The organism is Desmonostoc vinosum (assembly GCF_059505385.1).
Window position 1 is genome coordinate 13,886 of record NZ_JCACKM010000090.1, and the last position, 15,458, is coordinate 29,343.

The 15,458-nt window shown below is 38.0% G+C and carries 13 protein-coding genes and 1 tRNA gene; 2 read left to right on the forward strand and 12 right to left on the reverse strand.

Annotated elements, in window-relative coordinates; all coding sequences use genetic code 11:
• Nucleotides 1-10: 10 nt before the first annotated feature.
• The 9 genes from AC5JMF_RS15290 to AC5JMF_RS15330 all read right to left on the reverse strand — a co-directional run bounded on the left by AC5JMF_RS15290 (nucleotide 11) and on the right by AC5JMF_RS15330 (nucleotide 10,637).
• Nucleotides 11-1,021 (reverse strand): FHA domain-containing protein, encoded by a 1,011-nt coding sequence (locus AC5JMF_RS15290; protein WP_495796582.1) that lies wholly within the window; start codon nucleotides 1,019-1,021, stop codon nucleotides 11-13.
• A gap of 29 nt (nucleotides 1,022-1,050) precedes the next feature.
• The gene (locus AC5JMF_RS15295) at nucleotides 1,051-2,436 is read right to left on the reverse strand and encodes a vWA domain-containing protein (protein ID WP_495796583.1); all 1,386 of its coding nucleotides are present in this window, start codon (nucleotides 2,434-2,436) and stop codon (nucleotides 1,051-1,053) included.
• Nucleotides 2,437-2,469: 33 nt separating this feature from the next.
• Complete coding sequence (locus tag AC5JMF_RS15300; RefSeq protein ID WP_495796584.1) at nucleotides 2,470-2,850, reverse strand: hypothetical protein; 381 nt, start codon at nucleotides 2,848-2,850, stop codon at nucleotides 2,470-2,472.
• Between the two features lie 175 nt (nucleotides 2,851-3,025).
• A complete protein-coding gene (locus AC5JMF_RS15305) occupies nucleotides 3,026-4,393 on the reverse strand; it encodes a vWA domain-containing protein (protein ID WP_495796585.1) in 1,368 nt (455 codons plus the stop codon).
• Nucleotides 4,394-4,397: 4 nt separating this feature from the next.
• Nucleotides 4,398-5,552 (reverse strand): hypothetical protein, encoded by a 1,155-nt coding sequence (locus AC5JMF_RS15310; protein WP_495796586.1) that lies wholly within the window; start codon nucleotides 5,550-5,552, stop codon nucleotides 4,398-4,400.
• A 183-nt stretch (nucleotides 5,553-5,735) separates the two neighbouring features.
• Nucleotides 5,736-8,108 carry a hypothetical protein gene (locus AC5JMF_RS15315; protein ID WP_495796587.1) on the reverse strand — a complete coding sequence of 791 codons (2,373 nt, stop codon included), beginning with the start codon at nucleotides 8,106-8,108 and terminating at the stop codon, nucleotides 5,736-5,738.
• A 38-nt stretch (nucleotides 8,109-8,146) separates the two neighbouring features.
• The gene (locus tag AC5JMF_RS15320) at nucleotides 8,147-9,007 is read right to left on the reverse strand and encodes a hypothetical protein (RefSeq protein WP_495796588.1); all 861 of its coding nucleotides are present in this window, start codon (nucleotides 9,005-9,007) and stop codon (nucleotides 8,147-8,149) included.
• A complete protein-coding gene (locus tag AC5JMF_RS15325; RefSeq protein ID WP_495796589.1) occupies nucleotides 8,997-9,863 on the reverse strand; it encodes a hypothetical protein in 867 nt (288 codons plus the stop codon). Before AC5JMF_RS15325 ends, AC5JMF_RS15320 begins: the two co-directional genes overlap by 11 nt.
• A 6-nt stretch (nucleotides 9,864-9,869) precedes the next feature.
• Entirely contained in the window at nucleotides 9,870-10,637 is a 768-nt protein-coding gene (locus tag AC5JMF_RS15330) for a hypothetical protein (RefSeq protein WP_495796590.1), read from the reverse strand.
• Nucleotides 10,638-10,829: 192 nt separating this feature from the next.
• Here AC5JMF_RS15330 and AC5JMF_RS15335 point away from each other — a divergent pair.
• Nucleotides 10,830-10,901 (forward strand) — tRNA-Thr (locus AC5JMF_RS15335).
• A 96-nt stretch (nucleotides 10,902-10,997) separates the two neighbouring features.
• On the opposite strand, the gene AC5JMF_RS15340 is transcribed toward AC5JMF_RS15335, so the two are convergent.
• From AC5JMF_RS15340 to AC5JMF_RS15350, 3 genes are all read right to left on the reverse strand, one after another.
• Nucleotides 10,998-14,210, reverse strand: coding sequence for a type I restriction endonuclease subunit R (locus AC5JMF_RS15340; RefSeq protein WP_495796591.1), 3,213 nt, complete (start codon nucleotides 14,208-14,210; stop codon nucleotides 10,998-11,000).
• A 111-nt stretch (nucleotides 14,211-14,321) separates the two neighbouring features.
• On the reverse strand, nucleotides 14,322-14,750 hold the full coding sequence (locus AC5JMF_RS15345) for a type II toxin-antitoxin system VapC family toxin (RefSeq protein ID WP_495796592.1): 429 nt from the start codon (nucleotides 14,748-14,750) through the stop codon (nucleotides 14,322-14,324).
• Between the two features lie 2 nt (nucleotides 14,751-14,752).
• Nucleotides 14,753-14,965, reverse strand: coding sequence for a transferase hexapeptide repeat containing protein (locus tag AC5JMF_RS15350; RefSeq protein WP_375500840.1), 213 nt, complete (start codon nucleotides 14,963-14,965; stop codon nucleotides 14,753-14,755).
• Between the two features lie 75 nt (nucleotides 14,966-15,040).
• Between AC5JMF_RS15350 and AC5JMF_RS15355 the strand changes: the two genes are divergently transcribed.
• Nucleotides 15,041-15,202, forward strand: coding sequence for a hypothetical protein (locus AC5JMF_RS15355; protein ID WP_495796593.1), 162 nt, complete (start codon nucleotides 15,041-15,043; stop codon nucleotides 15,200-15,202).
• Nucleotides 15,203-15,458: the final 256 nt, after the last annotated feature.

A 15,458-nucleotide genomic window follows, 5' to 3' on the forward strand; every position in this document is an offset into this window, starting at 1 on the left:
TATGTAGTTACTAAGAACTTTGAAAAACAAAACGAATTCTACCAAATGCTACTTCGTCCCCAATATTTAAAATTTCCGGTGTAGTAATTCTGGCACTAAAGCGAGTTTGATCAACCCGTTTTAAGAAAACCCCATTTTCAGATCCCAAGTCTTTGATTTTCCATTGACTTCCTTCGCGATAAATTTCCGCATGATTTCGAGAGATATAATCAGCTCCTACAAAACCTTCTAAATCGATTTCTACTGGCCCTAAATCAGGGTCAAATCGTCCAATTATATTGCTATCTTCTAGAACAAATTCTGAGATTGGTGAACCTGCTTGCTTAGAGATCAGTTTTATAGTTTGAATGCTAGGTATAGGAATAGGAGCATTTACGGACGAACTTATCGAACTAGGTGAAGTTTGCGCTTCTGGTGGCTGAATTTCTGTAGTTGGTGCTTTAAAATAGGATGGATAATTTGGTTCTTCCTCAATTTTTACTGGTTCAGAGTGTTGATGTGAATTTAAAGCTATAGAACTCAATTCATACCCGCAAACCTCACAAAACTCTGTGCTAGGTAAGTTGCTATCGTATCCACATTGAGGACATTTAATATTCATAGCTGAGGAAATTGAGTTGCTGGGAGTTTGCTCAAAATATGGTGGCTGTGGCGTTGCTGGTTGAATATTAATTAGCGGGGGTTGGTCATCATAGACTATTTGTGGTGTTGGTGGTTGAATATTAATTGGTGGCGGTGGGTCGTCATAGACTATTTGTGGTGTTGGTGGTTGAATATTAATTGGTGGCGGTGGGTCGTCATAGACTATTTGTGGTGTTGCTGGCTGAATCTCAATGCTAGTAGGATAGTCAGTATAAGATAGTGGCGGTTTGGGTAGGCTAGTTTCGATGGTTAAATCTTTTTCTAATGAGGGTTGTTGAGGTTGCGGTGTGACTACGGAAAGTTCAGAAGAACAGACTTCACATTTTTGAGCGCTGGGGGGATTACGCTCATAGCCACAAGCGTGACAAATTATGCTCATAAATCAAACCTCTGAAAATTTGTAATATTTTAAGTACCTGAAACTTGACGCATTTGTTCTTCGGAAATTTCGTCATCTAAACTGGTACTCATTTTAATAGTTTTACCTTTAGCTCCCATTTTGATAGTTTTACGTGTATCGGGAGATATTTTACGGGTTTTTCTTAATTCATCTTGAGCGCTTAAAAGAGATTTAGTCATAGCCTCATTACCTACGCGCATAGTCATGCGTTGAGCTGTTTCTAAAAGTTCTTCAGCTCGCACAAAGTTACCAATTTCTGAGGCTTTAGCAGCTTCATTAATTAATTGAGAAATGTTACATTGTTGTATATATCCCATCACTTCTTGGTCAACTTGAGCAGCAAAGTTTTGTCCGGCAACAAATTGTACAATGACATTTTGAATTGGTAGCTCACCACGTTTATTTTGACTAGGAATATCATAAGTTAAACCGAGTTGGGCAATCCGAATTCGAGATGCTGGACGACTGTCGATTGTAAATTCCAAAATGAAAATAGTTTCATCATTTGCTGAGGCATTCCCAAGTGGATGGGTGTCTTGATGTAAGGGAAATTCTGCTTGTGAAGGATAAGCGCGGACGATGCGAGTTAGTTTTACTCCTTTGACGGTTTTGACATCTAGGGCTAAATTGGTAATTACATCTTGTTGAGCTAGACTAAATTCTTCGATAATTTTGTTTGGTAAATCGGTAATCGAGACAGCAATATCGCTAGTTTTATCTGTGACTACATGGAAAGAGCGACCTCCAGTAACGTCACTTAAATAATTGAGCAAGTCTTCATTAAAGTCGCCTACTCCTAATGCTGTGATGGGAATATTTTTCAGAGCGAATTCTCTGGCTAGCTCTTGACATAAGTCTTCATCGATGGTTTGACCATCGGTAAATAATAAGGTGCGTAGACAAGTCATCTGTTGCTCACCAAGGATGTGAAACGCTTGGCGTAAACCACTGCCAATTCGCGTACCACCAGAACAGTGATGAAGTTGAGCGATCGCATCTTCTAAATGCTTGACTTGTGTGGCTGATGTCAATCCAATTATACTAGCAGCCTGCTCATTAAAGCGCACAATTGCAATGCGATCGCTTTGGCTCAATTTACCTGAATGAATCAGTGCTAACAGGGATTCTATAACTATATCCCCCTTCGACTTAGCCCCTGTTACTTCCATCCATTCTTTGCCATCATCATAATAAGTTCTGCCAGTTGCTTGCGGTTCACCAATCACCACCTCATCCATCGAGCCACTAGTATCTATCAACAACACAAATGTAGTAGAAGGACGAGAATTTGCCACCTGTTTAGTTGGACGCATTTTCAGCATTATAAACAGTTTTTGCTCAGCATTTTCAGCAGGCAAAAATTCACGATGAGGTGTAATTGTGACGTTTAACATTGTCTATGCAAATCTTACTATTTATGGCATTAATTAAAATATTAAAGATGGTAAAGCACCACCTTGAGGTTCTATATTTAGTAAATTCGGAGTAATCAGAGTTGGTAGATTTTGATTGCCAGCTTCGCTCAAATCCTCAATGTTTGCCCCTGAAAGTAGAGGAAGATTCAGCGAAATCACAGTATCTCTATAACCTTGTTTAATATCTTGAATCCAAACCTTCACTAAATAGTTAAGATTCGTGTCATTAATTCGCCGCTGACTTCTATTTTGTAACTGAGTGCGAAGTTCCTGACAAACCTCATAGGTAAAAAACAAATCAGGATTATTTTCGTGATTTTGATTGAGGTTAAAATCATGCTCCAGCCGCTCACCAGAGTCTTTGAGTGTTAGCAATAACTTGTACTTAACCATATTAAGAGTAAGCCGATTATCGCTGATACATCAACTTATAACACAAATGACACTAATAATTTACGTGTTTATACTTTTATTTACTTGTCTTATCAATTTTAAACCTTCCCATTACCCCTAATCCCCACTCCCTCCGGGAGCGGGGGCCCCGAGTTTCCCATTCCCCATTCCTTACTCATTGAGCCTGTTTCTTAATCTCTCCTGCTAACAGATACAACAGGAATATGGCAAAACTTAAAGGCAAAATCACAAAAATAAATATTATCCATAGCCTAATATTAAATGGCACTAAAAATACAAAAGGCATACTATAACTGACTTCCTCACTAGCCACAGAATTAACAACTACACGGACGTTATGTTTAGAGGCTGTATCAGCATTTTTTTGTGTGTAAGTAATCTGATACTCATCAAGAATAGTATTCAAAATATCCTTAAATCTTTGAGAAATCTCTTTAGCATTCCCAGAAAATTCGTGAATTCCCCCAGTGAAATCTGCTATTTGTTGCAAGTGTTTTTGGTCAACTAATTCTGACTCAAAATTTTGACGTTCTTCTCGATTAGCTATTTTTTCAATATCTGTACATTCAGCCGACTTTCCTCTAGGAAGCTGGTATATTTTTCCTAGTTCTTGTGGTGTGCGACCATATCCTAATGTATGGATTGTAACTACTCCCCGATATTGCTCTAGAATCTCTGCTTTGAGTTTTGCAAAATGGTTTGTATCGCATCTATTCTTAGAACTTTTATCAAAACCCGCAGTGTCAAATCCATCAGAGAGCAGTACTACATGTAGCTGAGGCTGGTTAGAATTGCCATTTTGAGATTGATTTTGCAAGTTGAAATCACCTAAAAAACTGACAGTTTTAGCTAAAGATTGATAAAGATTTGTTTCCCCACAAATACGCGCTCGATTTTTTTGCAATTGGCTTAAATAATTTTTAAGTTGTTGCTTTTCTTCTTGATTAGCGGGAGAACTAAAATTATTTAATTCATTATTTGTTACTTCATAGCTTTCACAACTTGTATAGGTACCTTGATCGCTAAAAGGCACGATCGCCATTTGATTATCGCCTTGACGTTCAGCTAAAATGTTAATGAATTCTTGAATAGCATTCACTGCTCCCTGTAGTTTCGGTTCACCTCCTTTATCTAACTTCTTCATACTGCCGCTGAGGTCTAGAAGTAATACAATTCTTGTTGGCAATGGAGTAGATTGCTGAGGATTTCTAAAATCAAATTCTCCTGGACTCAGTTGGCATTCTTGATTTACATTCTGTTGCTTGCAATCTATATATATAGAAAAGTTATTTTTTTTTAAATCTGATTGACTTTTATTGTCTTTAGTAACTTTAACTCGCAGCGTGACTTGATCCTCAATCACTTGAGAATTCACATTAATCCGCGCTTGATTATCTTTTGTTTGACTCCATCCAGTAATACTCAGACAGCTCGCAAAAATGATCGATAGGCTAAACCAGACATAATTTTGAGATAATAAGTAAAATTTAGATTTACTGTTTTTCTGCCGATTTTTACTCATCTTCTTAACCTTCAGGATCTAAAAAGCGATTGTAGAAGACAAAGCGGAACATTGTTTTACCGTCTTTTCTACTACGATTTGGATGACAATAAAAAGTGATAATAGAGTTGTGTTTTAGACGACGTGGTTCGCTGGAAGTGAGAATATTTCCATTAATTGATATACATCGGTAATGCTTACTATTCGGTTTTAATAATGCACCACGTTCTTCTATATCTAAGTCGGCCAGATGAGGAGGTAAACCAGGAATGCAGATATGCGCCCTTGGTTCTGAGCCGATTGTAATAGTACCTCTTGGTGGTAGCTGAGTAGATAAACCTTCTTCAATCGCATCTAAGTGTTCATTAGTGACAAATTCTAATCTGTAATCACTTTCTTTACTATTATTATTTTGATCTTTGACTTGAATTGGTTTATCTTTATTGATTTTTGCAGGTTCTTCATTATATTTACTATATTCAAAACCAGCACCAGCCCTTAAAGCCGCTACATAACTCGGAGATGTGGCAAAGTTGAAAGCTATACCAAGCACTAAACCTAACAAAAGCAATCCAGCAAAATTCTCAAATCCTAAAATTGAGAATCCCCAATCTTGTTTAAATTGATCTTGAAAACTTTCTACAGATAATTTAAAAATTAATCGTAGTAGTTCAAATATTATCGCTGCGATGAAACCAGCACTCGCACCTGCGATGACATTTGTTTGCAGGCGCTGCTGATAACGCCTCTTTTTACCTGATTCCACACTCCGCCAATACCAACTTAATCCCTCTGTTAGCCCAACAGCAATCCCAATAATCATCCAACGGATAATTCTCACGGCGGGAGGGCTACCGAAAAAGAATAAAAGCTTTTGAATCTGATCTAAAAGTAAAAATTGAGATATTCCCCCAGCTATCAACCCAATAAAAAGTCCTAACCCAGCGGCAGTGGCGACGGGTATCCCCAGTCTGAGTAAATTTAACTTAAATCTAGTAGGATTACTCAAAAAAATTTCAGTTAGTACCATTCCCGCAGATAAAGAAGCAGCAACACAAGGAGATTGAGCTAACTCTGGAAATTGCTTAAACCAAGCTATGTATTCAATGACAAACTGACTAAGATTCCAACCAATTGAGGCAAAGGTAATTCCAGATAAAATGTAAATCCATAATTTCATATAGCAGTTGGCTTTGATTTTTGAACTGATTTACGTAGTCTGGGAGTCGAAGTTTGAAAAGTTTTGGGCGAATAAAATTCGCTGCTACACAAGCGAAGTCCACCTCCGTGGAAAACACGGAAAATTAAAGTTTTGAAACCCACGGAGGTGGGTTTTGTCTGTGTAGTATTTATCTAGACTTAACTAATCAGTATTACCTGCCTTTTGATTGCGTATTTGCTGTTTCACTTTATCTTGTAAAATTCTCATCGTACTATTAGGTGTATTTTGTACATTTACTAAGTTAATAATGCCATCATCAGCAATTTTATTTTCATTTTGAAACTTGTATATAGCTGTAACTACTGGTCTGAGCTTTTGTTGGAATTTGTTTTTGTTATTTTCATTTATATTTTGTATAATTTCTGTCAAATCAACATTTTTATCTAGCTCGATTACAGTTTTTAATGCCTTTGTCACTTCCTCTTCTTGAAGAGAATAAACTAAAAGTTCACTGTCATCTATAATATTTTGCTGGATTTTTCGGATAGCATCACGAGTTTTATTTTGTTGAGCAAATGATTCAACTGCTTTATCTAATTTTGCTGTAACTTGAGCATTATTTAAGGTAGTTGGAGTTGATTCAACAATAGGGGGTTGAGGAGGTGTAGTTTTATTGAAAGTACCTCCTATAAAATTGCCAATCGTAAAAGCAAGAATTATCAGTGTGAGAGCATAATTTTTAGTCCAGGCTCTTACTCGATTAAATTGTGTATAGATAAAAATTAATAAGATTGCTATTCCAACACAAATAAATTGCAGTACCCGACTATTTTCTCTCAGAATAGATGCGAGAAAACCAATAATGCCTAGCTCAAGTAATTTCCCAAGGAGGATAACTATTAAGAAAGCAGATATAAATAAATTAGATAATTCTACTGATTTACTTGAGTTTTCATCTTCCGGTTGATTGTAAGGTTTAGGTGTAACTGTTGCTATTCCAAACACATCAGTGATATTTTTGGTTTGCAAATTTTTTAATACTTTATGAGGAAATTTACCTGTACTAACTTTATAAAAGTAAGCGGCTAAATCATCTAGCTGTAATGTGGAAAACAATTCTGCTAGAGGTTTATAAATAGTCAGAGGTTGATAAGTGCCATGATGTTGTCTATTTCTCCAGTAACCTTTAATCAAATCTCTCCACAGTCCACTGTGATCTTCTAATGTTTTTTGAGTTTGGGTTTCTCCTACTTTTCTCGGTCTGTGTATTTCGTAGATTTGCCATAAATCATAGCGAATGGTTGTAAGCAATTCGTCATTAGCCAGACGCCAAATACTATTTCGTTCAGTCATCAAGCTAATGACAGTATTTTTTGATATCCCGTTTTGCAGAAGTTGTTGAATTGCAATTAAAAGTCCGTCTCTAAGTTTGCGGTTTAAATTGGGTAATGAGTTATACAATAATTTGATTTGTTTTCGTAACTCAGCTTGAAAATCTAAAGACTGCTGCCTAATATTTTTATTGCTAAATGGTAAATTAGCCTGCAAGTTTTGCTCTAAATGTGCATATTTTGCGTATTCTGGAGCTAATGTTTCAGGTAGCACAATGGCTCTCACAGTCAAGAGTTCCATCATATCTAAAGTGTAAGCTGGTTCTCGAAGTTCAGTTCTCGCCCCCAAATCATCAAAAACTTGGTTTAAATATTTTTTTGATACTTCGGTGTTTTCGTTCTTTAGAGATTCTAAGGTGTATTCAATGATTTTTAAATTTTCATTAGGTTTTTTTAATCTTATTAAATCTTTAATTGCTGATTTAAATTCTGTTTCATTGGTGGTGACTGGAACAACAACAGGATAGCGTTTAACCGAGTGAAAGTTTTTTTCGTATGCTTCCTGGCTGGCAGGTTGAATGATCAAAAATCTTTCTGGTTTGTCGAGTGCCTCAACGTTATGTGACCAAGAGATGAGATAATCGTGTTCTTGGGCTATTTTGGTCGCTAGTCTGTCGATTTCTGCTATTGAATATTGTGTTGTTGGCTTGATCTTGATGGGAGGTGGGGAGTTTCTTTTTAACCAGTCTAAGAGGTCAGGACTGTTATTGATTTGCTTATCTAATTGATAGGCCTGTTTTCTATATTGTTCGGCATCATGCTCATCTATAATAATGGTTCTAATTTGGTCATTAAATGGATTAAAAACAGGTGTTTTATTGGCTGCTATTTGTTTATTGAGCCAACCTACTATTAAACAGAGGTTATCTTTTCCTTCACAATAAAAGTAACGATAGGCTGTGAAAATACGCGATTCATCTGTTGCTGGAGTAGCAATAGCTATTACTGACCAATAAATATTTTCCTTGCTGCGAAGAACTCTACCAATGATTGCGGGATTTAAACTAGATGTGCTTCTAGTTGCAAAGTCATCGCTATTTATAGCCTGTTCAATAATATTGGGAATTACAGTTTGGGTAGAGTTCATCCACTTCCCTGTAAATCTTTTGGAAATCCACTTTCCCTCTGAAGTTGCTTCTGCTTCTATTCCAAGACTAAATTCATCAATGTTGTAATAAAGCATTTATCTCTACCTTTTTTTGATCTGAAAAGTCTTGATGATTAATATCGCTTTCCTGTATATAGCCAATAAATGGGTTCTACTAGACCAAAAGGTCGCCACAATCTTGAGTTTGATTCTTTGATAATGGCTCGTGTGCCGCTATCATCTGTTCTTTCAACTGTAGAATTAGATATTTCGTATTCATTTCCCAACATGCCAAAGGCGGAGGTGGCGAAGTAATCTACATGGATATATTTTAAATTTTGTAGTTGTCCATTTACTCCTTGAAAACGTGCCATAATTTTATCTCTTGGGCTGTCACGATGTATCCATAGTTCCTCGCGATCGCATTTAGTTAAAGCAATAGCGACTCTGCGATTTGGTATGGCGTTTTGAGAACTAGATCTATCAAGCTGAATTAAGAATTCCCGAATGCAATCAGTATAATATCCGTCTCTACGGGCAGTTCCATCCAATAAAAGCAAGATTCCGGTTGCTTCTACACAATCTTTGATATATTTTTCTAATAATTCTGGGTTATTTTTATCTTTCAAGTCACAGAAAAACTCTCCTGGATAATCTTTGCATTGAATCCCTAAGACTGTAGGATAAGAAAATGGCAAAGATTTTTCTTTAAATTCAATTTTAAAAACATAACTTTTCTCAATCCCATCTCCGTAAACATTGGGAGATATTTCTTGTTTGCTATCTAAGCAATCTTTGGCTTTACGAACAAGGTTTTCGGTTTCTTCACCCATAGCCACAACTCTTTTGACTGGACTATCAGGATCATCTCCAGATAAGCAAGCCAAGGCTGTTAAGTAGGTGGTTTTGCCAGCGGCGCGATCGCCGACTACTCGAATCGTTTTGACTTGAGTCGCTTGTGTGGTTTGATTTTTGAGATTTCTATTAAACACCATGTTGCATTGCCTTTCCCTTACTTAGCCAATATAGAGGTGCAATCATGCCGTATGGATGCCAATCGTGTTTTTCTCTTAATACTGAAAGCTCAATTTCTTGACCTTCACTGTCTTTTCTTTTTTCGCTTTTGCGGTTAGGTCGAGGGTCATTATGTTTTAAAACTCCATAGGTAGAAATCGCGAAAAACTTCACATTATGTTTGAGTTTGCTTTTTAATATTTGAGTAGTTCCAGGCAGATGAGTACTAAATATATCTGTTTCTGGATCAAGTCTACCAGGCCAAATTTCACCTCTTTCGCATTTACTCATCGCTACTGCTATTCTTAATGGATTAGAGCCTGTTAACCTTTTTTCTCTGTCCATTTCTGTAATGAATTTTCTCATAGCTTCGCTATAAGTTATATCGTTATCCCTTTCCCATTTATCCAAAACAATTAAACAGCCAATCACATCTGCTTTCAAGCATTCTTTCATGTATTCTTGTTCTAGCTGTGGCAAGGGAGACGCTTTTGCAAGTTGATTATATATTTCACCGGGATAATCTCTGACAACTAATCTAATGTTTTCCTCTCCAAATAAACGTTGAATTTTTATATTGAACATGTAACGAGGTAAGTCATTTAAGTTGGATTTAACTTCTGTTGGTTTCAGATAAGCCCCTTCCAAAATTTTTTCGTAAACTTCCTGGCGGAGTTTTTGCCCATGTTCCCCAAAAGGCTCAACAAGATATGGGCTATTTTTGCCGATTTGGGTTCTTTTTTGAGGCCAATCTGCTAACCCAGCTAAATAAGTGGTTTTGCCAGAATTTTTAGGGCCAATAATTGTAATAATTTCTCCTGTAAATTTTTTGACCATATTTATCTATACTTCTTCTAAATAATTTGCCAAATATAACCAGGGCAATTCTAATAAAGAACGGCTTTTGATACTAGTAATAAAACAGCGAATCGATAAGCCTGTAAAAGTATCATTAATTTGTTGAATTTGGGAACGAATAGGTCGAAAATAACGCTGATAAACGTATTGATGACGATCAAACCAATCCATCGTGTAAGCGTCGTGTCTATATGCCAGCCTCTCAGCTTCTTGATTGAGGTCGCAAAATAGATCGGCCTTATTAAGACAAATTAATAAATGCTTTGATTTGGGGCAATCATCGCAAAAAAATCTTACCCATTCATTAAACCGATAACACCACTGTTCTAATGTAGAAAATGGCCCTGGATCTTCATCAATTTCCGGATCTAAATTTAAAACTAAATCTCTATGGGGTGGCAGTATTAAAATAATTGCTTCGCTACTACTAGATGCTTCTAAAAATCTCTGCCACTCTTGTGGATTATCTGATTGCCAACTCTTACGCCAAATTTCACCAGCTGTATCGAACCAATCAACAATAATTTGTTTAGAGCGAATGCGAGTTTGAACTTGTAGTTCTAAGGTGCGGCGATAGGCGCTTTGCCTAGCATCGGTTGCTAAAGTTTTATTGTTGACTTTATCGTATAGCAACGTTTGAAATCTTTGGTAAATTGGCTGTGAGCCTTTGACATAGTTACCTTGGGGGTTAGAAGACTCCATTGCCAGGTGAGTTTTGCCAGCTTTGCGATCGCCTATGTAAATTACTCCCACTTTCGCGTTCTCCTCACCTACCCATCTCTATGTTTCCAGAAAATCACGATAATGGGTGGTTATGGTAAAAATACGCAACATTACCCACAAAAGCGCAGCAGGTGGAAAAAAAGGGGCATTAATGGTGGACAATCTTGTCAAATATGGTATGATGAGAAATCGGTTAGTGACTAAAAAACCATAGTCATTGTTGCCAGCATAGCACAGTGGTAGTGCATCCGACTTGTAATCGGAAGGTCGTCGGTTCAAATCCGACTGCTGGCTTTCAGCTTAAATGTCGATTGCCTCATTACTTGTCCGCGTGTACAGTGACTGATTAATTGTCGTTGAAGACAAATCAGCGAGTAATATCAAGTATTATTACGCAGCATAAGTATGCTTGTTAGCATTTTTATACTGCTGATAAATATGGAGAAATACTATATTACTCAAGTTATCTACATCGCTATCATCGTAAGCATCTACAGGTAAACCTGTGTCTTCGCTGTATAAATAATCGTAAATAAAACTTTTAATTGTGGCTGTTGTAGATTCCTTATCTCGCCAGTTTTCTAGTTGCTGTAATTGTAATTTCACGGCTTCAATTAAAGATTGAGCAACTTGTTTAACGCGGTTTCTAGTCGTTGTATCTAAATTATCTTTAGATGAGCAAAGCAAGTCAAAAACGGCAAGGTGTTCTTCACTTAAACCTTCGCGGACAGCACGAGTATCTTCTTCGGACAGGTCTTTGACAAGTTTCAGCAGTTCCTCAAAAGTTTGCTCAATGGCTACTCGGTCAGTTTCGCGGTTATAGTTTTGGATAACTTGTTGATAGCGCGTGTAGTAGTCAATGCGAGATGGGTTTTTTTGTATCATTCGCTGAAGTTGGCGTTCGACGGCTTCTTTCAAAGTTTGAACTGAGGTATTTTTAGTTGAGGAATTGGCAAATTCTGCTTTTAATAACTCAAAGTCTATATTGCTAATATCGTAAGTTTTGCCTGACTCTGAACCTGGAAGACGAGAAGTATCAACGTTGATAAACTCGCTAACAATACCTTGTAAAGAACGGAGAACAGCTTTGATATCTACAGATATTTTGTGTTGTTCGTGTAAGTATTTGTAAATTTGCTCAATGGCGTTATATCTTCCTTGGTAAGGTGCTGTTAATTTCGGTTCAGTAATTAGCGCCTGTTTCTTTTTAAAGACTTCCCTTGCTAATACTTCAAAGCGGGCGCGAGATTCATCATTAGTACAAACTGCATTAACTGCATTTGCTAAAGCAGCAATTTTATCAAAGCCTGCTGTTTCTACCAATTCTTGCAAGTTAAACCCCAGATTGGCGATGTGGTCAATACAACTTTGAAGTGCGATCGCATAATCTGCTTGTAATTGGTTCAAGTCGTTGTAAGGTGTTATACTTTCATCTTCGCTTCCTACTTCTGCGCGAGAGTATCTAGCAAGGGCAGCACGGAGACTTGTTAAAATACCGTTGTAATCAATTAACAACCCGTTATTTTTCCCTTCGTAGACGCGGTTTGCACGAGCGATCGCTTGCATGAGAGTATGTCCTTGCAAGGGTTTATCTATATATAATGTGGCAAGGCTGGGAACATCAAAGCCTGTTAACCACATGGCGCAGACAATAGCAAGGCGGAAAGGGTGTTTTTCGTTCTTAAATTCTTCCTCTAGATTGCGACTTTTGATAATTTGGCGATGGGGAATTATATCTAAACCCCAATCTTTGAAAGTTTTAACTTCGTTTTGGGCTTCGCTAATCACAACTAAATATTCGGTTGACTGCAACCATTGCAGATGTTGCTGGTGTTCCACTTCCTCTTGTTCATCAGCAGCTTGTTTGACTAATTGTTTCTGTGCTTGTATTGTTTGTTTCCAGTATTTATCGATTAGTCCGTGCATTCGCACCGCAGTAATCTTATCTAGACAAACAAGCATGGCTTTTCCTGTTTGCCAACGTTGGGTATAGTGAGCTACTAAGTCTTGGGCGATTCGATCTAAACGTTTTTCGGCGGTGAGGATGAGATATTCTCCCCCCAAGCGGTGACGGACGGCTTGTTCTTGTTCAGCGTCAAGGTCAAATTGTTCAATAGCAGTAGCGAGGCGTTGATTTAGTTCCTCGTCAGCTGCAACCTGGCGTTGATTACCTTTGTCGTCATAATATAATTCTTCGCCTCGATTGTCGTAGTAAAGGGGTACTGTTGCACCATCTTCGACAGCACGTTGGAAGTCGTAGGTGGAAACGTAGCCACCGAAAACCCTACGAGTAAGTTGGTCTTCTTGCGACTCCATCAAGGGTGTACCAGTAAAGCCGATGAAAGATGCATGGGGTAAGCAGGAGCGCATATTTTCCGCAAGTTTACCGTATTGGCTGCGGTGCGCTTCGTCGGAGATGACGATAATATCGGGACGGAGGGAGTAAATCTCACCTGGTTTGTTGAATTTGTGAATAAGCGTGAAAACGTAGCGATGGTTGTCTTTGAGTAATTCAGCTAATTGTTCACCACTGGCCGCTTGAGTATTAGTCTCTTTGATAGCACCAACGCCAGCAAAGGTTTTTACGATTTGATTATCTAATTCTTGGCGGTCTGTGACGATGACAAAGGTAAAATTACCTGGTAATTGGCGGTGGGCTTTGCGAGTGAGAAATGCCATCGAGTAAGATTTACCGCTACCTTGAGTATGCCAAAAAACGCCAAGCTTACCTTCTCGAACTTCTCGCTGTTGAATGGCGGTAAATGCGCGGTTAACACCAAGAAACTGGTGATTACGAGCTAGAATTTTGATAGTTTTACCGCTACTGTCATCAAAGAGAATGAAGTTTTCGATGATGTCGAGGAAATTGTCTTTACGACACATCCCCATCAACATTGTTTGGTAGTCAACTTTGCCGAGTTCCTGTTCCTCTAGACGTTTCCACTCTTGAAAATGGCTGTAACAACTGGTGATGCTACCTACTTTACCCTCTATTCCATTACTTAACATGACTATGGCGTTGTGATGGAAAATTTCGGGTATAGTGTCTTTGTAATCAGTGTAGTTGTCTTCGTAAGCCACTCTGACGTTACGATGGGTGGCTTTAAGTTCAATAAATAGTAAAGGAATTCCATTAACAAAACCGATGATATCAGGCCGTTTGGAATAGAGAGAACCTTTAATAGACAACTCCCGCACAACCAGGAAATGATTATTTTCGGGGTTTTGAAAGTCAATCACTTTGAGGCGAGGATTGATAGTTTCACCCTCTGGATTTTTGTAGGGTTTCTCTGGGATACCTTCGCGGATGAGTTGGTATTTTTTCTGGTTGATGGTAACTAATTGGTCTGAAATATTGGATGTGGTGAATTGTGCGATCGCATCGTCGTATACTTGCTGTGGATGACCAGGATTAAATTTCTCTAATGCTTGGCGAAGATAGCGTGTGAGGACAACTTCTCGTTTATCTTTGCGTCCTAGTGTACCGTTAGTGCCGAAGGTTTCTTTTTTGTATGCGTAAACTGAGTGCCATTTCAGGGTTTGTTCAAAGAAGTTAGCGGTAGTTTGTTGTACTAGGCGGTCTTCGGAATATTCGGCACTCATGGGCGTGATAGGTGATACAGGTAGCTATTATATTGATAGCTTTGGAATTGGGTAAGTAGCAAGTATCACCTAGCCAAAACTGACAATTGTGATTTCCAATTGGTAATTTATTTATACTGTCCAATCTTCTGTCACCAAGTCTGGTACTTGGCTAAAATCACGACTGTTTCGAGTCAATAATACTAAATTCTGGGAAAGGGCTATTGATGCGATTCGTAAATCCATTGTAGCGATACGAACCCGTTTTGCTCTTAGTGTGTCAAAAATTGTGGCGGATGCTGCGTCAAATGCTAGAACTGGAGCAACGGAAAAGCCTTGCAAAATCTCTAGTAATATGGCGTACCCTCGAATTGTATCAGCCGATGTTTGGGTGCGATTTATAAAAGCATTTGCACCAAGTACCTGCTCGTGAAGGCTAACAATAGAAAATGCAAAATCTCCGGGTGAGTGTTTAGCAATTTTAGCAGCTATATTTGCGTATTCTTGACTGGAACGGCGTTGTATAAAACTAATGTGGTCGGTATCAAAAAGGTACTTCACACTTATTCACTCATTTCGTCTGCGGGTTTGTCTGCGTAACGTAACGATTTTCCATATTCCAAAACTTCCAGGAAAGTTTGCTCATCAGAAATGGAACCAGTCACTTTTTCTAACCAATTGCTAGGGGTGGGAGATGCTATCAGCAGACGTTTGAGTTCGGTAACTGTACGTTCAAGATTTACCAAGCGTTGCTCAATAGTAGTTTCATCTAACATGATTTTTAAGGCTTGTGAATATCAACAGCTGGGATATTTAAATTTTAAGCGATGATGGATGTGTAATTTTAAGTCATGATGAGAGCAAAGGTAGTTGCAGAAGTAGAAATTGCTTGGAAACAGGTTATATCAATTGCTACTTGTACGGAAATATTGATAGATGAAACTAAAACTAATACCACACTTACTGGGTTTCAAACTCAGTTGCTTGATGGTTACGACTTGCTGATATTATAAGCGATGGATAAAGCAGGTATAAAACAAATAATTACTGATGATAAAGATTATTTAACTGTTCGAGGAATTAAAGTTTTTACAGCTAACAATGGTGTGATTTCCGCAGCCAAAAGTCAAGGTAAGCTTTTGGTAAGGTAAAAATTTTGAGAGATAGCCTTGGGATGGGGTAAGGCATCAAGTAAAAATAAGTAGTGCGAGCATCTTGCTCGCGCGGGCAAGATGCTCGCACTACAAATATTAAATTGTTCAACTTATT